Genomic DNA, 20,009 nt, shown 5'->3' on the forward strand with positions numbered 1-20,009 from the left:
GAGGGCGGTTGCTTTTACTTTAGAGTGAAAAGTCCGTACAATTCGCCTCGTTTTTAGTGACGCTTTTAACGAGATGAATTCAAGCCGTATGCATCAGATTGCTGACTTAATCGCTATTTTTGAAAGCACCTTTTATCAAAGCCATAACACGCGTTTGATAAAGGGTGATGATGAACCTATTTACCTGCCTGCTGATGAGCAAACGCCTTATCACCAAATTGTGTTTGCCCACGGTTTTTATGCCAGTGCTTTACACGAAATTGCCCATTGGCTGGTGGCTGGTGAGGCACGTCGGTTAAAAGAAGATTATGGCTATTGGTATTGCCCAGATGGTCGTGATAAGCACCAGCAAGCTGAATTTGAAGCAGTTGAAGTAAAGCCCCAAGCTATAGAGTGGGCGCTCAGTACTGCAGCAGGTTTTGATTTTAATGTATCGGTTGATAATTTAAATGGCGAGCAAACCTGTCGATTCGATTTTCAAGCGCGAGTTCACCAGCAAGTGTTGAGCTTTTTAGCATCTGGCTTTAATCAGCGCACGACAGCACTTCTTAAAGCATTGAGTGATTTCTATAAAACCCCATGGCCACTATCGGCTGCTCAGTTTACGTGGCAGCGCGATTTTCATGGCAACCCAGGAGCTTTATCTGATGCAGTTTAAATTAGGTTTGATTGTAAATCCGGTTGCCGGCTTAGGTGGCAGTGTCGCACTAAAGGGCAGTGATGGCGCAGATACCGCCGCAAAAGCAATGCAACTTGGTGCTGAGCCAAAAGCAAACTTACGCACCCGAGCGGCACTTGAAGTGCTGCTTGCCCATCAAGATGACTTAATCATTTACACTGTAAACGGTGAAATGGGCGAGCAAACGGCAAAGCAACTAGGCTTTCAAAGCCAAGTTATTTACCAAACAAACGATATCACCACCCCAGATGACACAGAGCAGGCTGCCAAGCTATTAGTTGAGCAAGGTGTTGACCTTATTTTATTTGCGGGGGGCGATGGTACTGCCCGCAATATTTGCCATGCGGTTGGCGATAGCACTCCTGTATTAGGTATTCCTGCAGGCTGTAAAATTCATTCTGGGGTTTATGCTATTACCCCAAAAGCTGCTGGGCGTGTTGTTGAGATGCTAGTTAAAGGTGAACTTGTAAGCCTTGGCGATGCTGATGTGATGGATATCGACGAAGAAGCATTTCGCGAAGGCACGGTAAAAGCTAAGCGCTATGGTGAAATGCAAGTGCCTAGTGAAGTACGATATGTACAGGCAGTGAAAAATGGCGGTAAAGAAACCGATGAATTAGTGCTTGCCGATATAGCTGCCTATGTTGTTAGTGAAATGGATGAAGACTGCTTATATGTGATGGGCAGTGGTTCTACAGTCGCGGCAATTATGGAAGAAATGGGTCTTGAAAATACCTTGCTAGGTGTAGACTTAGTGGCAGACCAAGAGCTTATCGCGCAGGATTTAACTGCTCAGCAATTACTTGAACTCACACAAGGTAAAGAAACCAAATTGGTGATCACCTTAATTGGTGGCCAAGGCCATATCTTCGGCCGAGGTAATCAGCAATTAAGCCCTGCACTTATTCGTGCTATTGGCCGTGATAACATTATTGTTGTAGCCACTAAAACTAAATTACAGGCTTTAAATGGCCGACCACTGATTGCCGATACTGGTGACAGTGACTTAGACGATGAATTAAGTGGTTATATTCGCGTAACCACAGGTTTCAATGACCATATTATGTATGCAGTGGGTCATCAAGATGGGCTGCACCCAGAGGAGAAGTAACAATGAGTTTAGTAAGTTATATTGATGCAGCGCAGCAATATTTTGATGATTTAGTTGATAAAGCAACAGACGACGAGCTATTTGCTGGTGGTTATTTACGTGGTCACTTTGACTTAGCTGTAGGCTATGCACAAGTAGAAGAATTAAACTTATCGATTGATGAGTTAAACAATCAAGTTGAATCTAGCCTAGTTAAAGCTTATCGCAACGGTGAGCTAAACGAAGAAGATAAAGAGCTTGTTGTACGCTTATGGGATGAAGTTAAAGCACTTGCAGCCTAATCTAATTAAATAAAACTCTGTAAAGCGACCTGTGTCGCTTTTTTTACATAATCACTTTACCTTTATCAGGTAATCCCATTAACTTAAAATTTACCTTAGTAGTTAGATACGTTAAGGTTAATGAGATATTTTTCCAGGGAATTTGAAAATGAATAACAATAATGATGTGCAGGCACCAAGTGGTGCAATCGCACGTTTTCTAAATACCATAGAAAGGGTAGGTAACAAGCTACCTGATCCGGCGATTATATTCTTAGTCGCCATGCTACTTATTTGGTTTTTATCTTGGCTTTTCTCGGGCACTACATTTGATGCAATCGACCCGCGCACTGGCGAAGCCATCGTTGTAAATAACCTATTAGCAGGGGACTCCCTTGCCACCTTCTTATCTTCGATGGTTAAAACCTTCACTGGTTTTGCGCCGCTTGGTGTAGTGCTGGTTGCTATGTTAGGTGTTGGTGTTGCTGAGCATTCTGGCTTTATCAATACCGGCCTTAAATTAATGTTAAAAGTAACGCCTAAGCAGCTTTTAACACCATCTATTATTTTAGTGGCGATTGTCAGCCATACCGCAACTGATGCCGGTTACGTACTAGTTATCCCTCTTGCTGGGGTTATTTTCTATGCGATGGGGCGTCATCCGCTTGCAGGTATTGCAGCTGCGTTTGCTGGGGTAAGTGGTGGCTTTAGCGCAAACTTTATTCCGTCAGGGATTGACCCGTTACTGCAAAGCTTTACCCAAAGTGCGGCGCAAATTATTAACCCAGATATGGCGATTAACCCGCTCAATAACTGGTTTTTCACCTCAGCTTCGAGCTTATTTATTATCTTATTAGGCTGGTATATTACAGATAAAATCATCGAGCCGCGTTTACAGAACACACCACTTGATGGTGATACAGAAGACCTACCTGCCTTTGATGAAGCACGCAGTGATGAAAAACGTGCGTTCTATATTGCAAGCACAGTGATGATTGCAGGCCTTGCTCTACTTTGGTTTGTCTCAGCGCCAGCCGACTCAGCAATGCGAAGCAGTGATGGCTCGTTAACTAATTTCCGCTCACCGTTAATGCAATCAATTGTGCCACTTATCTTCTTACTGTTTTGGATCCCTGGTGCCGTCTACGGTTTTGCCGTGGGTACCTTTAAAAGCTCTAAAGATATGATCGATGCAATGAGTAAAGCGATGAGCGGCATGGCTTACTATATTGTTATGGCGTTCTTCTGTGCGTTATTTATTGCTGCATTTAGTAAGTCAAACCTAGGTGCATTACTTGCAATTGAAGGGGCGCAACTATTAAAAGCAATGGCTCTGCCAAGTTCAGTCACTGTGGTAGGTATTATCTTCTTAACGGCGTTCGTGAACCTATTTGTTGGCTCAAGCTCAGCAAAATGGGCGCTATTAGGGCCAATCTTTGTTCCCATGCTGATGCAACTGGGTATTTCACCTGATTTAACGCAAGCTGCGTACCGTGTAGGTGACTCTAGTTCGAATATCATCACGCCGCTGATGCCATACTTCCCACTGGTTGTTGTGTACTGCCAAAAGTATGTTAAAGGCACCGGTATCGGCACCTTAATCGCGATGATGTTACCGTATTCAATCGCCTTCTTAATCGGTTGGAGTATCTTCTTACTCGCGTACTGGGGTTTAGGCATTCCACTAGGTCTTCAATCAAGCTACGCATACCCAGCCATCGGCTCATAACGATTAGAGTAACAAAGCCTCAGTCATCCAACTGAGGCTTTAAAAAACTGAAGTCTGATAGCTGACGGCTGACAGCTTTACTACAAACACAAAAAAACCTTGTCACTCTCATGACAAGGTTTTTTATTGCTTACAGCTTACAGCTTACAGCTTACAGCTTACAGCTTACAGCTTACAGCTTCGATTAGTTCGCAGTGAAGCTCACTGGACGACGCTCTTTACGAGGGCCACCACGTTTTTCGCCACGGTCTTTGAAGTTACGCTTCTTATCACCACGATCACCACTTGGGCGCTCAGAGCGAGGAGCCGCAGGACCTTGGTCTTGCGTTAGCGTCATATTCATCGGACGTTTACAGATAAATACCTTTTGGAAGTGATCAAGCACACCTTTTGGCATGTTCTGTGGTAACTGTACCGTACTGTGATTATCATGTAAGCGAATATCACCAATGAACTTGCTTGAGATATCAGCTTCGTTAGCAATCGCACCAACGATATTTTTAACTTGTACACCGTGCTCACGACCTACTTCGATACGGTAAGTGTCCATAGGACCCATGTTACGGCTGTTGCGCTCACGCGGCTCACGAGGTTTACGCTCGCGTCCTTGGCGGTCGCCACGATCACCACGTTCATTGCGACGACGCTCATTGCGTTCGCCACGTGGTTGAACTTTAACTTCTTCAACCTTGATTGGTGATTGTTGCTGCGCTAAACAAAGTAATGCACCTGCTAAATCTTCAGTACTTAGCTCAAGTTTCTCTGCCATGTTAGCAGCAACTTGATTAAAGAAAGTGATGTCTTTGTTTTCAAGAGCAATTGTAAGCTTGTCTTGAAGCGCTTTAATACGCTTTTCTTCAACAACTTTAGCTGTTGGTAAATCAACTTGTGCGATATCAGATTTCGTATGACGAATGATATTTTTAAGTAAATAACGCTCGTTATGTTTTACGAAAAGAATCGCTTTACCTTGACGACCCGCACGACCAGTACGGCCAATACGGTGAACGTAGGCTTCTGAATCTTGTGGAATATCGTAGTTAATTACTAAGCTTAAACGGTCTACATCAAGACCACGTGCAGCAACGTCTGTTGCAATAACGATATCAACTAGGCCGTTTTTCAAACGATCTACTGTACGTTCACGTGCTTGTTGGTTCATGTCACCGTTAAGTGGTGCCGCAGAGAAACCTTCGCGCTCAAGTAATTCAGCTAACTGTACCGTGTCGTTACGTGTCCGTACGAAAACAATTGCACCATCGTATTGTTCTGCTTCTAAGAAGCGAACGATTGCTTTGTTTTTGTGTACGTGTGCATTCCAAAATACTTGCTCAACCGTTGATACAGTTGAGTTACGCGCAGAAATATGAACTTGCTCAGGCTCATTCATGTACTTGCTGCTGATATTTTGAATTTGCTTAGGCATGGTCGCAGAGAAAAGACATGTTTGCTTTTCACGTGGCGTTTTCTCCATGATGCTTTCTACATCATCAATGAAGCCCATGCGTAACATTTCGTCTGCTTCATCAAGAACAAGGGCTTGTAAGCTCTCAAACTTGATTGTGCCACGGTTAATGTGGTCAATTAAGCGACCCGGCGTTGCAACAATGATTTGCGCGCCACGACGAAGTGCACTTAGTTGGATGCTATAGCTTTGGCCACCATAAAGGGCTAAAACTTCAACACCACGAGTATGCTTAGCATATTGTTCGAATGCCTCAGCTACTTGGATCGCAAGTTCACGCGTAGGCGTTAAAACAAGGATCTGTGGCTGCTTCACAGACGGGTCAATATTATTTAGTAACGGCAGTGCAAATGCTGCTGTTTTACCTGTACCCGTTTGCGCTAGTCCCAGTACGTCCTTTCTTTCTAGCAATAACGGTATACATTGAGCTTGGATTTCAGATGGAGTCTTGTAACCCAACTCTTCAACTGCTTTAAGGATTGCAGGAGAAAGATTTAGAGATTCAAACGTGACTGGTTCTGACATTAATACGCCTCAACGAATTTAAAGAGGCGCGCATTGTATAGGAAATACAATGCAATTGCTTGTATAAATTACAACTAATTTGTATGTGGTTGATGTTGGTCATAATTTAATCAGTTTAAAATTGCCAAAATCAACCACGTTTACAATTTATTGATATAACCCTAAATTTTCTTTAGCGTATGCTTCGAATTCAGTGAAGCCACCAATGTGGGCTTGGTCAATAAAAATCTGTGGTACGGTTGGGCAAGGTTTGCCTGCAGACTGTTCTAAATCTGCTTTGCTGATGCCTTCTTTAATGATGTCGATATAACGGTATTTAAAATCGTCACGCTCATTTGCTAGTTTTTCAGCAACGTCTTTTGCACGAACACAGTATGGGCAGCCTTCACGGCCAAAAATTACAGTTAACATATCGCTCTCCTCGATTTGAATGTGTTTATCATCTTAACGGATTAAATGAATAAAAACAGCGCATAAAATCGATTGCACTATTCTGTTTTTTCTCACTAAAAGCGATTGAGCTAATCAAGTGTGCGCATCCTAAGGCCAAGTTCTGTTGAGTAACCCATAGAATGCGCAGTAATGGCCAATTGCTCATCAATAACATAATAAGTTGGGTAGGCACTGATTTTATAATCTTGACCTGTACTTTTACTGCCAAGTAACACCGGCATTATTAATTCGAGTGAATCGGTAAACTGTTTAACTTCAGTAATGTTTTGGTAATCAAGGGCAATTGCTATGGCATTTAACTTACCTTGCTGATGAGCCTTTTCTAAATTTGGCATACTGTAACGACAAATTGAGCACCAAGGCGCAAAGAAATATACCACTGTTTGCTTTCCTTGTAATTGTGCAATGGTCATCCGCTCTGTCGGGTTTTTTAGCGTGGCTAAATTAAAATAGGGGGCAGGAGTTTTATCAGTTGAGAGTAAATTACGTTGCTGAAATGCGGTCACGGCATACACAACGACTGCCATTAACACGACATTTTTTAGCACATTGATAAATTTTTTTAAAAAAGTTGGATTTTTTTTCATTGTTATTTTGTACGTTGTTAGCCCTTTAAAATCAACTAATTCAGACCAGTTTGAGGGGGTTAAAATTTCAATTGATTTAAAAAAATTACAATTTTTTTTGCTAAAAATCTTGAAAAGATTTTACCCGCCCATAAATAGTTCAGTGAGGACGCCTGATGGGTCCCAAACAAACTAAAGTAATTGAAATATATAGTATTAATTTAACTTTGTTAGCACTGGTTCAATAGAAGAGTACTAACAAAATATCGCTTAAATATGAGGATATAATTATGCGTACAGTAGACTTATCACCACTTTATCGTTCATTCATCGGTTTCGATCATTTAGCATCATTAATGGATGCGGCAGCTCGCACAGACAAGCAGCCAAGTTTTCCTCCGTACAACATCGAAGCACTCGATAAAGACAAATATTGTATCACTATGGCTGTAGCAGGTTTTAGTGACAGTGAATTGACCATTGAGTCAGAAAACAACACATTGAAAGTCAGCGGTACTAAAGCTGATAAACAAGATAATGCTGAACGTAAGTTCATTCACCAAGGTATTGCAGAGCGTAACTTTGAGCGTAAGTTCCAATTAGGTGACCACGTTAAAGTGCTTGGCGCTGACCTTGAAAATGGTTTACTAAGTATCGATTTAGAGCGTGAAATTCCAGAAGCTTTAAAACCACGTAAAATCGAAATCGGTAATGGTAAATTACTCGAAAACAAGTAATTACCAACAGCATTGTTTCCCCTAGTTAGTTTTGCCGCCTCATTTGAGGCGGCTTTTTTGTAGTTAAAGCTTTTCTAAATTATCCAAGCACCAGTTAGCCCGTTTGAGAGTGGCTTGCTGTACAGATTCATCCTGTTTATACCAGTTGTTATAAATCATACCGATACGTGGGTTTTGTGATAGCTGTTGTTCGTGCTCTAACATAAAATGCCAATATAGGCTGTTGAATGGGCAAGCATCCTCAGTGGCTTTTTCTTTTATGTTGTAGCTACAATGTTTGCAGTAATCACTCATTTTGTTGATGTAATTTCCACTGGCTGCATAGGGCTTAGTGGCAATTAAGCCCCCGTCAGCAAATTGGCTCATTCCCCGAGTGTTGGGCATTTCTACCCATTCTATGGCGTCGATATAAATACCTAAATACCATTCATCTACTTCACTTGGCTCAATAGCGGTTAATAAGCAAAAGTTACCCGTGATCATCAAACGTTGTATGTGGTGTGCATAAGCTGTCTGCAGGCTTTGTGTAATGGCATGGTGCATACAATTCATGTTTGTTTTGCCATGCCAAAAATAGTCGGGTAGGGGGCGCTTTGCATTTAAGGCATTTTTGCTGGCGTAATCAGGCATATTTTGCCAATAAATACCACGTACATACTCGCGCCAACCGAGAATTTGCCTGATAAAACCTTCAACTTGCGCAATATCAATAGGTTGCTTATCAAAGCTAGTTAACACTTGCTCGATGACCTGCATCGGGTGCAGCATTTTAGTATTAAGGGCAAACGATAAACGGCTGTGATACAAAGACCATTGGTACTGGGACTGGCATGTCATAGCATCCTGAAACTGACCAAAATGAACCAGTAAATGATCGCAAAAAAAATCGAGTAACTGCTTTGCTTCAGCGCGTGTGGTTGGCCAAATTAACGTATCGCTGCACTCACCAAAGGTGTTTAGTTTGTGCATTTCTACTCGTTTAAGGATGTTGCTAACATCGTGACCGAAACATAAAGGTTCTGGGATTTCTTTAAGATCGCTGGGTTTTAACTTGTTTCTATTTTGCTGATCAAAATTCCATTTGCCACCACGAGGTTGATTATCATCGTCCATTAAAATATTAAAACGTTTGCGCATAGCACGATAAAAAAACTCCATTTTTACCGGCTTATTTGGCTTAAAGTGCTGGTCAATATCATTAAAAGGTAGTAGAAAGTGTTCCGAATCAACTGCATTGACATCAAATTCGCTCTGCTGTGAAAAGTCTGCAAGTTGCTTTTTAAGGCGATATTCGTCTGGGTATTGGTACTCAATGTTCTGGCATTGATAATGCTTAGCTAACCGGGTAAGTAGCTCTGGTAGTGAGTCATCATCTTGTGTGTCATCGAGTGTCAGATGCAGGCAGTTTAAATTCGCTTTTGTCAGTGCATTAGCAAAGTTTTCCATTGCAGCAAAGAAGGCGACCACTTTTTGCAGGTGGTGCTTTACGTAGTTGGTTTCTTGTTTTAATTCGGCGATGACATACAGCGTGTCTGGTTGTGATTTTTCTTTAAACCAGCTGTGGCTTGCATTAAGTTGATCGCCAAAAATAAATCTTAAGGTGGTGTATTGCACTTCTAATAGCCTTTGCCGCAAGTAATCTAGGTAACTACGAAGCAATCACAAAGATAGATCGATAAATATAGTCTATAAAAGGTACATTAGTGGCATTTTTAATGAGTCACTACTAAGGAAGGGTCGAGATGAAAATTAACTTACATTTACTATTTATAAGCCTGTTAGTTTGCCCTTTGGGCCACAGCACTGTTTATCACTGTGAGAAAAACGGTGTTGCTGAATTTAGCCAACAGCCCTGTGGCAAAGATGCAAAGTTGATTACCATTAAAGAACAAAATCCACACCTTTCGGGCGCGTCAGATAATGCTGCACAAGCATCAGCAGGTAAAGATACCGCAGAGGTCGACCGTTATATCCGCTTAAAGCAAATCGATGCGCAAATAGCAGAACATAACAATAAAATTGACACATTCAAGCTCAAAATGGACAGGGAGATAGTGGCTTTAACTGAGCAATCAGATGCTCAGCTACGTAACTTGGTGGGGGCTAAAAAACAAGCTGCAATCGCCAAACAAATGACAGCAGTATCTGAGCGTTACGGCGTGCTTATCGACAGTGAGCAGCGCAGTATTGATAGACTCACGGCTGAAAAATACACGTTAACTTCATCTGCAAATACGGTTGCTAATAATGAGGTTGCTAGTTTTATTCGCTCAAAACAAATTATGCGTAAAATTTCAGAGCATGAAAATAAAATAGATACTTATCAAAGTGAGTTAAACATGCAAATGTCAGAGCTTGAGCAACAACTAAGTAGCCGCCCTCGTAATTTAGCTGGTGCGAATAGCGATAACGCACTAGCTGACAAAATGACAGCTTTAACGAGTCGTTTTAACACCTTAATCGCCATTGAACAAAAACAAATAGATAGGCTCAACAGCGAATTGACCAAACTATGAGCTTAAGCGTGCTGGGCAATAGGCGCTAAACGACACCACATTTGAATAAGCAAAAAAGTAACTTTTTACGATGTTGGCAAATATTCTCGTAGCTTGCAGCCAAGCTTGATGTAATTGCGTACTAATGTGGTGAATATACGATTTGCGCGTATCAATAAAGGCATCGCAAAGGGTATCGATATCTTCAAATGACACGTTTAAAAAGCTCAAATTATTCGCTAAATAATGAATAAACGGCGTGACTTGCTGTAAGTCATCGAGGTGGCTTACTACTTTGTTGAGCGCACAGTAAAGAATATAGCTGCGCTTAGTTATGCTTTCTTGCTCAGGCACTGTCATGGTTAATTGACGAGTACTAAGACTGCGATGATATGCGCTTGTAAACTGATGGAAATCCGGTTTTAGCAATTCAATATCTTGTAGTAACAGTCTTTTTTGAAATGAAGATAGACTCATAGTAAATCGCTTAATAGCCAAGGCTATAGGTTGTTCTTATTATATGACTAAATACAGACGAGAATTTTCAGTTATGGGAAATTTTATGACAAGGTTGTCATAAAATTTTTAGGCAAAAAATAGTCTAACTAATTCATGTAGGAAGGTTGCTAATTGAGCGCTACATGCTTATAATAGCCGCCATTGAATTGAGGTGTTTAACACTCGATTAAATGATATTAAGTTACTTTTAATATCTATTGGCGCGGGATGGAGCAGCCTGGTAGCTCGTCGGGCTCATAACCCGAAGGTCGTCGGTTCAAATCCGGCTCCCGCAACCAAATACATGCTAAGGCATTGTAAGTGTACTTAGTATGCACAGTAATTTTTACTGTATGAAGTCGCGCATTCTGGTAATGCGCGTTTTGCGTTTAGGCTATCTAGTTTAATTTAGTCAGGTGACTGACTCGCAACCAAGCTTGGCCCTAGGCCACACAGTTTTATGCTTTAGGTGTGACGCCCCGCTTGGTTCGGGGCGTTGTTGTATCTGCTTGGCGGTGATTTTAAATCATTATTAAACTCAGTATTTCAGGGCTATATGCCCTTTTTTTGTTTGTATGGAGGATTTTCGTGACAAAACTTGAGCAAGATTTAGTAGCCATGCTCTCACCGGCCGTTGAAATGTTAGGCTTTGAGTTACATGGTCTTGAGTTTGTGCAAGCTGGTCGCCACTCTACATTACGTGTTTATATCGATCACGATGCAGGGATTACGGTTGACAATTGTGCCGACGTTAGTCGTCAAGTTAGCGCAATTTTAGACGTCGAAGACCCAATTACAAATGAATATGATTTGGAAGTTTCGTCTCCTGGTGTTGATCGTCCATTATTCAAACAAGATCACTACGAGAAGGCGCAAGGAGAAGAAGTACGCGTGCGTACAAAGCTTCCGCAAGATGGTCGTCGTAACTTTAAAGGCGATTTAGTATCAGTTAGCAGTGATATGATCACACTTTCAGCAGATGGCGCTGAGCATATGATTATGCTTAGTAACATTGAACGTGCGAACATCATCGCAAAGTTTTAATTCGAGTGCGAAGGAATAGGGCAAGCGAGGCATAACCCATGGCAAAAGAAATATTATTGGTTGCTGAAGCCGTCTCCAATGAGAAAGCGGTTCCAAAAGAAAAGATTTTTGAAGCGTTAGAGTTCGCATTAGCGACTGCAACAAAGAAAAAACACGATGGCGAAATCGAAGTTCGCGTATCAATCGACCGTAAAACAGGTGATTACGACACATTCCGTCGTTGGAAGATTGCTGAAGTTCTTGAAGATGGTTCTTTAGAAAACCCTTACAGCGAAATCACACTTGAAGCGGCTCAGGTTGAAGACGAAAGCCTACAATTAGGTGATTACGTTGAAGAACAAATTGAGTCAATCAAGTTTGACCGTATTACAACACAAATGGCTAAGCAAGTTATCGTACAAAAAGTACGTGAAGCTGAGCGTGCATTAGTGGTTGAAGAATACAAAGATCAACAAGGCGAATTAGTAACAGGTGTTGTTAAAAAAGCAACCCGTGATGCAATCGTACTTGACCTTGGTAACAATGCTGAAGCGGTTATCTACCGTGATGATATGTTACCGCGTGAAAACTTCCGTCCAGGTGACCGTATCCGTGGTCTTCTTTACGAAGTTAAGCCAGAAGCACGTGGCGCGCAGTTATTTGTAACGCGTTCTAAGCCAGAAATGCTAATGGAACTTTTCCGCATTGAGGTGCCAGAGATTGGCGAAGAGATGATTGAACTACGTGCAGCTGCACGTGATCCAGGTTCTCGTGCAAAAATCGCGGTAAAATCTAACGACAAACGTATCGACCCAGTAGGTGCGTGTGTTGGTATGCGTGGTGCACGTGTACAAGCAGTTTCAACTGAGCTTGGTGGTGAGCGTGTTGATATCGTTCTTTACGATGACAACCCAGCGCAATTCGTTATCAATGCAATGGCACCAGCAGAAGTTGCGTCAATCGTAATGGACGAAGATACACATTCAATGGATATCGCTGTTGAAGCCGATAACCTAGCACAAGCAATCGGTCGTAATGGTCAAAACGTTCGTCTTGCTAGCCAGTTAACTGGTTGGGAATTAAACGTAATGACAGTTGATGACATGCGTGCGAAGAACGAAGCTGAATCAGATAAGCTAATCAACTTATTCACTGAATACTTAGATATCGATGATGAGTTTGCAACTTTACTTATCAACGAAGGTTTCTCAACACTTGAAGAAGTGGCTTACGTACCTGCATCAGAATTCTTAGAAATTGACGGTTTAGATGAAGAAACAGTTGATATCTTACGTTCACGTGCAAAAGACGCATTAACAACGAAAGCGCTTAAAACTGAAGAAAGCCTAGAAGGTGCAGAACCTGCAGAAGACCTACTAGCGCTTGAAGGCTTAGAGCGTCACCTTGCATTTGTTATGGCAAGTAAAGGTGTAGTAACACTTGAAGACTTAGCTGAGCAAGGCATTGATGAGTTAGTAGACATCACTGAACTTTCAGAAGAAGAAGCTGGCAAGCTGATTATGGCTGCGCGTAACATTTGTTGGTTCGCAGACGAGTAATTTATTAACGGAGGTATTACACACTATGGCAGAAGTAAATGTTGAAAAACTAGCCGGAGATATTGGTACAACTGTTGATAAATTACTACAGCAGCTAGAACAAGCCGGTATTTCTAAAAAAGCAGGTGATATGGTAACTGAGTCTGAAAAGTCGACGTTATTAGATCACTTGAGCAAGCAGCACGGCGGCACGGGCTCAGAAGGCCCAGCTCGCATGACTTTGCAACGTAAAAGCAAAAGTACGCTAAGCGTAACTGGCTCTACAGGTAAAGCGAAGTCTGTGCAAGTTGAAGTACGTAAAACACGTACTTACGTTAAGAAAAGCGCCATTGAGCAACAGCAAGAAGAAGAGCGTTTAGCTGCAGAAGAAGCTGCACGTAAAGCAGCAGAGCTTAAAGCCCAGCAAGAAGCTGAGGAGCTTAAAGCGAAACAAGAGGCAGAGCGCAAAGCGAAAGAAGAAGCTGAGCGTAAAGCCAAAGAAGAGGCTAAACGTAAAGCTGAAGCTGAGCGTAAAGCGAAACAGAAGCAGATGACCCCAGAGCAAAGTGCTAAGTCTGAACAAGATCGCGCCGAAGCTGAGCGTCTGCAAAAAGAAGCAGAAGAGGCCGCATTGAGAAAAGCTGAAGAAGAAGCGAAACGTCAAGCAGAAGAGGCAAGAAAGCTAGCTGAAGAAAATGAAGCTCGCTGGAAAAAGGAAGAAGAAGAGCGTAAGCAGCGTGAAGAAAACGCTGATCACCACCTTACGACTTCAACTTACGCACGTGAAGCAGAAGATGAATCTGATGCACGTGAAGAGAATAGCGCTCGTCGTAAGAAAAAGAAAAAAGGACCTCAAAAAGATAAACAGGCTGCCGGTCCTAAAGGTAAGAAAGGCAAGCTTAAAGCACCAACGTCTTTACAACATGGTTTCCAAAAACCAACAGCTGACGTGAAAAACGAAGTTCGTATCAGTGAAACAATCACTGTTGCTGAGCTTGCATCACGCATGGCAGTTAAAGGTGCTGAAGTTGTTAAAACGATGATGAAGATGGGTGACATGGTTACCATCAACCAAGTGATTGACCAAGAAACAGCGCAGCTTGTTGCTGAAGAAATGGGTCACAAGGTTATTATCGTTAAAGAAAACGAATTAGAAGAGAAAGTTCTAAACGACCGTAGCGAAGAAGGTAAAGCGATTCCTCGTGCACCGGTTGTAACAGTAATGGGTCACGTTGACCACGGTAAAACGTCAACACTTGACTACATTCGTTCAGCAAAAGTTGCCTCTGGTGAGGCCGGTGGTATTACTCAGCACATTGGTGCATACCACGTTGAAACGAATGGCAACATGATTACTTTCTTAGATACTCCAGGCCACGCCGCGTTTACATCAATGCGTGCACGTGGTGCTAAAGCAACGGATATCGTAATCCTAGTAGTTGCTGCGGATGATGGTGTAATGCCACAGACTAAAGAAGCGGTTCAGCACGCGCGTGCTGCAGGCGTTCCTTTAATCATCGCAGTAAACAAAATGGATAAAGAAGGCATCGACCCAGATCGCGTTAAGAACGAGCTAGCACAACTAGACGTTATCCCAGAAGAGTGGGGTGGTGAAACACAGTTTGTACACATCTCTGCGAAAACTGGTTTAGGTATTGATGACCTACTTGAAGCGGTATTAATGCAAGCTGAGCTACTTGAGCTAACTGCGCCAGCTGAAGGTATGGCTGCAGGTGTTGTAATTGAATCGCGTCTAGATAAAGGTCGTGGTCCAGTTGCGTCAATCCTAGTTCAGTCTGGTACGCTTAACCAAGGTGATATCGTACTTTGTGGTCTTGAATATGGCCGTGTACGTGCGATGAAAGATGAGAACGGTAAAGACATCAAGTCTGCGGGTCCATCTATCCCAGTTGAGATTTTAGGTCTATCTGGTATCCCTGCTGCTGGTGATGAAGCAACAGTAGTTAAAGATGAGCGTAAAGCGCGTGAAGTAGCACTTTACCGTCAAGGTAAGTTCCGTGAAGTGAAGCTTGCTCGTCAACAAAAAGCGAAGCTTGAAAACATGTTTACGAATATGGCTGAAGGTGATGTCTCAGAAGTTAACATCGTTCTTAAAGCTGACGTACAAGGTTCAATTGAAGCAATTGCTGATTCATTAACTAAGCTTTCTACTGATGAAGTTAAAGTGAAGATTGTTGGTTCAGGTGTAGGTGGTATCACTGAAACTGATGCAACGCTTGCAGCGGCGTCTAACGCAATCGTTGTTGGCTTTAACGTACGTGCTGATGCATCAGCTCGTAAAGTAATTGAGTCAGAAAACCTAGATTTACGTTACTACAGCGTAATCTACAGCCTGATTGAAGAAGTTAAACAAGCGATGTCAGGTATGCTTGCACCAGAATTCAAGCAAGAGATCATTGGTCTTGCTGAAGTTCGTGACGTGTTCAAGTCACCTAAGATTGGTGCAATCGCAGGTTGTATGGTTACTGAAGGTATCGTTAAGCGTAGCGCGCCTATCCGTGTACTTCGTGATAACGTGGTTATCTATGAAGGTGAACTTGAGTCACTACGTCGCTTTAAAGATGACGTACAAGAAGTTCGTAACGGTATGGAATGTGGTATCGGCGTTAAGAACTACAACGATGTTAAAGTTGGCGACCAAATCGAGGTATTCGAGACGGTTGAAGTACAACGTTCACTTTAATTTCGTTTAAGTTATTGCTTTAAATGGGGGCCTAGCCCCCATTTGTGTATTCGTAATTAAATTAACTTATTCTTTAACATCAATAAGTTATTATTTTAGAGTGAAATGAAATGAGAGAATTTTCTCGCACTGATCGTGTTGCACAGCAAATTCAAAAAGAGATTGCTGTTATTCTGCAACGCGAAATCAAAGATCCACGCTTAGGTATGGTGACAGTGTCTGCGGTTGAGGTATCTCGCGACTTATCTTACGCAAAAGTATTTATCACAGTGTTTAATACTGATGATGAAGATAAAGCCAAGCAAAGCGCTAAAATCTTAAATGAAGCAACGGGTTATATTCGTTCTTTATTAGGTAAACGTATTCGTGCGCGCATCATGCCTGAGTTACGCTTTGTGATCGATAACTCACTTATGGAAGGTATGCGTATTTCAAACTTGGTTGACTCAGTTATTCGTGAAGACAATGCCAAGCATGTAGACGAAGATGACAGCGAAGAAGGCACTAAAGACTAATGGCTAGACGCAGTAAAGGTCGTGCTATTGACGGCATCTTATTACTTAATAAGCCGCAAGGTATTTCATCAAACAAAGCATTGCAGCAAGCAAAGGGAATTTACTTTGCTCAAAAAGCAGGCCACACCGGTGCGCTTGATCCGCTCGCGACGGGTATGCTGCCTATTTGTTTTGGTGAAGCGACTAAGTTTACCCAGTTCTTGCTTGATACTGACAAAACCTATGTTGTACGCGCCAAACTTGGTGAGCGAACCACGACCTCTGATTCAGATGGTGAAGTGGTTGAAACGCGCGACGTATCGGTCACCCGTGAACAATTAGCTGAGCAAATTGCCAGTTTCTTAGGTGAGTCGGATCAATACCCTTCGATGTACTCTGCGCTTAAATACCAAGGTCAGCCTTTGTATAAATATGCTCGCGAAGGTATCGAAGTGCCGCGTAAGTGTCGAAAAATTAATGTATTTAGTTTAACGCTTGATGAGTTTGATGAAGCTAATAACGAAGTACAAATGACGGCACATGTGTCTAAAGGCACTTATATTCGTACTATTGTTGACGACTTAGGTGAAAAGCTCGGCTGTGGTGCGCATGTCATCATGTTACATCGCAGTGCAGTTGGCCATTATCCAAGTGAAAAAATGGTCACTCTTGAGCAACTTGAAGAAAAGCTACAGCAAGCAAAAGCAGACGATGTTGCGCCTTCAAGCTACCTAGATGAGCTACTATTGCCAATGGATACTGCTTTGGTTGATTTACCTGTGATTGAGATTACTCAAGAGCAGGGCGTGGCATTTAGTCATGGTCAAACAGTCGTGATTGGTAAGCCTGTACCAGATGGTGTGGTAAAGGTAATGGCTGATGGGGTGTTCATTGGTACCGGTGAGCGTCATAAAGACGGTCATTTAAAATCAAAGCGTGGCTTATCAAATCAACTGCCTGAGTAAAGATTACCTTGTAGTTATTAGCAAAGCTGGGTAGAATACGCCCCGCTCAATCGTTTTGGCTGAATTAGTGATCGGCTAAAACACAATTTAAATTAATTTTTGGAGTTACTATGTCACTAAGCAATCAAGAAAAAGTTGAAATCATCGCTAAATTTGCACGCGCTGAAGGCGACACTGGTTCACCTGAAGTACAAGTTGCACTTCTAACTTTCGATATCAACAAGCTTCAAGGTCACTTTGCTAGCCACAAGCACGACTTCCACTCACGTCGTGGTCTTCTTCGCAAAGTAAGCCAACGCCGTAAACTGCTTGACTACCTTAAAGGTAAAGACATTGCACGTTACACTGCGTTAATCCAAGAGCTTGGCCTACGTCGCTAAGAACTAGATTACGAGAAAAGGGGCTATTTAGCCCCTTTTTTTGTGCGCGCATGAAAGGTATACTAGCGCACACCTAGGTAGTGGATACTGCTTAGATATTAAAAAACATCATTGCCAATTGTAGTACTTAATCGTGTTTTCATAAGCACAATTAAGTACTGTAATTGGTACTTTGATGGACTATTTTTTACCAATTCGGAGCACAGCTCTGAGTTGCTTTTACATTTAAAGGACATTTTTAAGTGCAAGCAATTATTAAAGAATTTCAACTAGGTCAACACACTGTGACCCTAGAAACAGGTGCTATCGCTCGTCAAGCTGACGGCGCAGTACTAGCAAGCATTGGCGATACTTCAGTATTAGTTACAGTTGTTGGTAAGCGTGATGCACAACCAGGTCAAGACTTCTTCCCACTAACAGTTAACTACCAAGAGCGTATGTACGCTGCGGGTCGTATCCCTGGTGGTTTCCTTAAGCGTGAAGGTCGTCCTAACGATGGCGAAACACTTATCGCTCGTCTAATCGACCGTCCAATCCGTCCACTTTTCCCAGACGGCTTCGTAAACGAAGTACAAGTAATCGCGACAGTTGTTTCTGTTAACCCAGAAATCCAACCTGACATGGTTGCTATGATTGGTACTTCAGCAGCACTTGCTATCTCTGGTATTCCATTCAATGGTCCTATCGGTGCATCACGTGTTGGTTTCATCAACGGTGAATACGTACTTAACCCAACATTAGCTGAGCTTGAAGAAAGCCAATTAGACCTAGTTGTTGCAGGTACTGATAACGCTGTACTTATGGTTGAATCAGAAGCTGAAACACTATCTGAAGACGTGATGTTAGGTGCGGTTGTTTATGGTCATGAGCAATCTCAAGCTATCATCAACGCAATCAACGAGTTCAAAGCTGAAGCGGGTAAACCAGCTTGGGATTGGACTGCACCAGAGAAAAACGTAACACTTGCTGAGAAAATCTCTGCAATTGCTGCTGATAAAGTAGGTGAAGCATACCGCATCACTGACAAAGTAGCGCGTAAAGAAGCACTAGGTGCAGCGAAAGAAGAAGTTGTTGCTACATTAACAGCTGAACTTGCTGAAGGCGAAGAGCTAGATACGCAAGAAGTTGGCAAACTATTCGGTTCTTTAGAAAAAGAAATCGTTCGTGGTCGTATCATCGCTGGTGAAAAACGTATCGATGGTCGTGAACCAGATATGGTTCGTGCACTAGACGTAATGACGGGTGTTTTACCACGTACTCACGGTTCTGCAATCTTCACGCGTGGTGAGACGCAAGCACTTGTAACTGCAACACTTGGTACTGAGCGTGATTCACAGTTAATCGACGACTTAACAGGTACTAACAAGCATCACTTCATGCTTCACTACAACTTCCCTCCGTTCTGCGTAGGTGAAACAGGTTTTGTAGGCTCTCCTAAGCGTCGTGAAATTGGTCACGGTAACCTAGCTAAGCGTGGTATTGCTGCGGTACTACCTACACTTACTGACTTCCCATACTCAATCCGTGTTGTTTCAGAAATCACTGAATCAAACGGTTCATCGTCTATGGCATCAGTATGTGGTACGTCACTAGCACTTATGAACGCAGGTGTTCCAATTAAAGCATCTGTTGCTGGTATCGCGATGGGTCTAGTTAAAGAAGGCGACGATTTCGTTGTTCTTTCAGATATCTTGGGTGATGAAGATCACTTAGGTGACATGGACTTTAAAGTAGCGGGTACTTCAAACGGTATCACTGCACTACAAATGGATATCAAGATCGAAGGTATCACTAAAGAAATCATGCAAATCGCTCTTAAACAAGCGAAAGCAGCACGTTTACACATCTTAGGTGTTATGGACGAGGCGATTGCAGCACCTTCTGAAGAGTTATCTCAATTCGCACCTCGCATCTACACTATGCAGATCCCTGCGAAGAAAATTGCTGAAGTTATCGGTAAAGGTGGCGCAACTATCCGTCAACTTACTGAAGAAACTGGCACAACGATCGAAATCGAAGATGACGGTACAATCAAGATCGCTGCAACTGATGGCATCAGCGCAAACGATGCAATCAAGCGTATCGAGCAATTAACTGCTGAGCTAGAAGTAGGTACTATCTACACTGGTAAAGTTGTACGTATCGTTGATTTTGGTGCGTTCGTTAATATCCTTCCGGGTAAAGACGGTCTAGTGCACATTTCACAAATCAGCACAGAGCGTGTTAACAACGTAACTGACCACCTAAGCGAAGGCCAAGAAGTTAAAGTTAAAGTTCTTGAAGTAGATCGCCAAGGTCGTGTACGTCTAAGCATCAAAGAAGCAATGGAACCAGCTGCTGAGGAAAAAGCAGAAGAGTCTAAAGACGCTTAATGATGATTGAATAAC

Annotated in this window: 18 protein-coding genes and 1 tRNA gene; 14 read left to right on the forward strand and 5 right to left on the reverse strand. The window is 42.4% G+C overall.

What is annotated here, in order from left to right; genetic code table 11:
* Positions 1 to 88 precede the first annotated feature (88 nt).
* From J8Z28_RS05520 to J8Z28_RS05535, 4 genes are all read left to right on the forward strand, one after another.
* On the forward strand, positions 89 to 658 hold the full coding sequence (locus J8Z28_RS05520; protein WP_054562343.1) for an elongation factor P hydroxylase: 570 nt from the start codon (positions 89 to 91) through the stop codon (positions 656 to 658).
* Positions 648 to 1,790, forward strand: a complete 1,143-nt coding sequence (locus tag J8Z28_RS05525; protein ID WP_054562106.1) for an ATP-NAD kinase family protein — start codon at positions 648 to 650, stop codon at positions 1,788 to 1,790. Before J8Z28_RS05520 ends, J8Z28_RS05525 begins: the two co-directional genes overlap by 11 nt.
* Positions 1,791 to 1,792: 2 nt before the next feature.
* On the forward strand, positions 1,793 to 2,071 hold the full coding sequence (locus J8Z28_RS05530) for a YfcL family protein (RefSeq protein WP_054553188.1): 279 nt from the start codon (positions 1,793 to 1,795) through the stop codon (positions 2,069 to 2,071).
* Positions 2,072 to 2,219: 148 nt separating this feature from the next.
* On the forward strand, positions 2,220 to 3,779 hold the full coding sequence (locus J8Z28_RS05535; protein WP_054562105.1) for an AbgT family transporter: 1,560 nt from the start codon (positions 2,220 to 2,222) through the stop codon (positions 3,777 to 3,779).
* Positions 3,780 to 3,963: 184 nt separating this feature from the next.
* Here J8Z28_RS05535 and J8Z28_RS05540 read toward each other — a convergent pair whose 3' ends face one another.
* The 3 genes from J8Z28_RS05540 to J8Z28_RS05550 form a co-directional block, all read right to left on the reverse strand.
* On the reverse strand, positions 3,964 to 5,769 hold the full coding sequence (locus tag J8Z28_RS05540; RefSeq protein WP_250660052.1) for a DEAD/DEAH box helicase: 1,806 nt from the start codon (positions 5,767 to 5,769) through the stop codon (positions 3,964 to 3,966).
* 147 nt (positions 5,770 to 5,916) lie between these two features.
* Entirely contained in the window at positions 5,917 to 6,180 is a 264-nt protein-coding gene (locus J8Z28_RS05545) for a GrxA family glutaredoxin (RefSeq protein WP_054553185.1), read from the reverse strand.
* Positions 6,181 to 6,290: 110 nt separating this feature from the next.
* Positions 6,291 to 6,749, reverse strand: a complete 459-nt coding sequence (locus J8Z28_RS05550) for a TlpA family protein disulfide reductase (protein WP_250660053.1) — start codon at positions 6,747 to 6,749, stop codon at positions 6,291 to 6,293.
* Between the two features lie 329 nt (positions 6,750 to 7,078).
* Between J8Z28_RS05550 and J8Z28_RS05555 the strand changes: the two genes are divergently transcribed.
* Positions 7,079 to 7,525: an Hsp20 family protein gene (locus J8Z28_RS05555; protein WP_250660054.1), complete on the forward strand. Its 447-nt coding sequence runs from the start codon at positions 7,079 to 7,081 to the stop codon at positions 7,523 to 7,525.
* A 63-nt stretch (positions 7,526 to 7,588) separates the two neighbouring features.
* Here J8Z28_RS05555 and J8Z28_RS05560 read toward each other — a convergent pair whose 3' ends face one another.
* Complete coding sequence (locus tag J8Z28_RS05560) at positions 7,589 to 9,139, reverse strand: cryptochrome/photolyase family protein (protein ID WP_239963784.1); 1,551 nt, start codon at positions 9,137 to 9,139, stop codon at positions 7,589 to 7,591.
* A 128-nt stretch (positions 9,140 to 9,267) separates the two neighbouring features.
* Here J8Z28_RS05560 and J8Z28_RS05565 point away from each other — a divergent pair, with 128 nt between their 5' ends.
* Complete coding sequence (locus tag J8Z28_RS05565) at positions 9,268 to 10,041, forward strand: DUF4124 domain-containing protein (protein ID WP_054562101.1); 774 nt, start codon at positions 9,268 to 9,270, stop codon at positions 10,039 to 10,041.
* Here J8Z28_RS05565 and J8Z28_RS05570 read toward each other — a convergent pair.
* Entirely contained in the window at positions 10,036 to 10,497 is a 462-nt protein-coding gene (locus J8Z28_RS05570; protein WP_250660055.1) for a globin family protein, read from the reverse strand. The genes J8Z28_RS05565 and J8Z28_RS05570 overlap by 6 nt on opposite strands.
* A 243-nt stretch (positions 10,498 to 10,740) precedes the next feature.
* Between J8Z28_RS05570 and J8Z28_RS05575 the strand changes: the two genes are divergently transcribed.
* The 8 genes from J8Z28_RS05575 to pnp all read left to right on the forward strand — a co-directional run bounded on the left by J8Z28_RS05575 (position 10,741) and on the right by pnp (position 19,994).
* Positions 10,741 to 10,817 (forward strand) — tRNA-Met (locus J8Z28_RS05575).
* 289 nt (positions 10,818 to 11,106) lie between these two features.
* Positions 11,107 to 11,562, forward strand: coding sequence for a ribosome maturation factor RimP (gene rimP / locus J8Z28_RS05580; RefSeq protein ID WP_054562099.1), 456 nt, complete (start codon positions 11,107 to 11,109; stop codon positions 11,560 to 11,562).
* Positions 11,563 to 11,600: 38 nt separating this feature from the next.
* Positions 11,601 to 13,100 carry a transcription termination factor NusA gene (gene nusA / locus J8Z28_RS05585; protein ID WP_054553176.1) on the forward strand — a complete coding sequence of 500 codons (1,500 nt, stop codon included), beginning with the start codon at positions 11,601 to 11,603 and terminating at the stop codon, positions 13,098 to 13,100.
* A 25-nt stretch (positions 13,101 to 13,125) separates the two neighbouring features.
* A complete protein-coding gene (gene infB, locus J8Z28_RS05590) occupies positions 13,126 to 15,783 on the forward strand; it encodes a translation initiation factor IF-2 (protein WP_054562097.1) in 2,658 nt (885 codons plus the stop codon).
* Positions 15,784 to 15,893: 110 nt separating this feature from the next.
* Complete coding sequence (gene rbfA, locus J8Z28_RS05595) at positions 15,894 to 16,298, forward strand: 30S ribosome-binding factor RbfA (protein WP_054553174.1); 405 nt, start codon at positions 15,894 to 15,896, stop codon at positions 16,296 to 16,298.
* Entirely contained in the window at positions 16,298 to 17,242 is a 945-nt protein-coding gene (gene truB / locus J8Z28_RS05600; RefSeq protein WP_054553173.1) for a tRNA pseudouridine(55) synthase TruB, read from the forward strand. Before rbfA ends, truB begins: the two co-directional genes overlap by 1 nt.
* 110 nt (positions 17,243 to 17,352) lie before the next feature.
* Positions 17,353 to 17,622 (forward strand): 30S ribosomal protein S15, encoded by a 270-nt coding sequence (gene rpsO / locus J8Z28_RS05605; protein ID WP_054553172.1) that lies wholly within the window; start codon positions 17,353 to 17,355, stop codon positions 17,620 to 17,622.
* 242 nt (positions 17,623 to 17,864) lie between these two features.
* Complete coding sequence (gene pnp / locus J8Z28_RS05610) at positions 17,865 to 19,994, forward strand: polyribonucleotide nucleotidyltransferase (RefSeq protein ID WP_054562096.1); 2,130 nt, start codon at positions 17,865 to 17,867, stop codon at positions 19,992 to 19,994.
* Positions 19,995 to 20,009: the final 15 nt, after the last annotated feature.

Origin of the sequence: Pseudoalteromonas sp. SCSIO 43088 (genome assembly GCF_023650795.1) — a bacterium.
GTDB lineage: Bacteria > Pseudomonadota > Gammaproteobacteria > Enterobacterales > Alteromonadaceae > Pseudoalteromonas > Pseudoalteromonas shioyasakiensis.

Excerpts from the sequence above, each read along its gene's own strand:
- J8Z28_RS05520 (WP_054562343.1), top strand. The coding sequence starts at position 89 with ATGCATCAGATTGCTGACTTAATCGCTATTTTTGAAAGCACCTTTTAT.
- J8Z28_RS05525 (WP_054562106.1), top strand. The coding sequence starts at position 648 with ATGCAGTTTAAATTAGGTTTGATTGTAAATCCGGTTGCCGGCTTAGGT.
- J8Z28_RS05530 (WP_054553188.1), top strand. The coding sequence starts at position 1,793 with ATGAGTTTAGTAAGTTATATTGATGCAGCGCAGCAATATTTTGATGAT.
- J8Z28_RS05535 (WP_054562105.1), top strand. The coding sequence starts at position 2,220 with ATGAATAACAATAATGATGTGCAGGCACCAAGTGGTGCAATCGCACGT.
- J8Z28_RS05540 (WP_250660052.1), bottom strand. The coding sequence starts at position 5,769 with ATGTCAGAACCAGTCACGTTTGAATCTCTAAATCTTTCTCCTGCAATC.
- J8Z28_RS05545 (WP_054553185.1), bottom strand. The coding sequence starts at position 6,180 with ATGTTAACTGTAATTTTTGGCCGTGAAGGCTGCCCATACTGTGTTCGT.
- J8Z28_RS05550 (WP_250660053.1), bottom strand. The coding sequence starts at position 6,749 with ATGGCAGTCGTTGTGTATGCCGTGACCGCATTTCAGCAACGTAATTTA.
- J8Z28_RS05555 (WP_250660054.1), top strand. The coding sequence starts at position 7,079 with ATGCGTACAGTAGACTTATCACCACTTTATCGTTCATTCATCGGTTTC.
- J8Z28_RS05565 (WP_054562101.1), top strand. The coding sequence starts at position 9,268 with ATGAAAATTAACTTACATTTACTATTTATAAGCCTGTTAGTTTGCCCT.
- J8Z28_RS05570 (WP_250660055.1), bottom strand. The coding sequence starts at position 10,497 with ATGAGTCTATCTTCATTTCAAAAAAGACTGTTACTACAAGATATTGAA.
- nusA (WP_054553176.1), top strand. The coding sequence starts at position 11,601 with ATGGCAAAAGAAATATTATTGGTTGCTGAAGCCGTCTCCAATGAGAAA.
- infB (WP_054562097.1), top strand. The coding sequence starts at position 13,126 with ATGGCAGAAGTAAATGTTGAAAAACTAGCCGGAGATATTGGTACAACT.
- rbfA (WP_054553174.1), top strand. The coding sequence starts at position 15,894 with ATGAGAGAATTTTCTCGCACTGATCGTGTTGCACAGCAAATTCAAAAA.
- truB (WP_054553173.1), top strand. The coding sequence starts at position 16,298 with ATGGCTAGACGCAGTAAAGGTCGTGCTATTGACGGCATCTTATTACTT.
- rpsO (WP_054553172.1), top strand. The coding sequence starts at position 17,353 with ATGTCACTAAGCAATCAAGAAAAAGTTGAAATCATCGCTAAATTTGCA.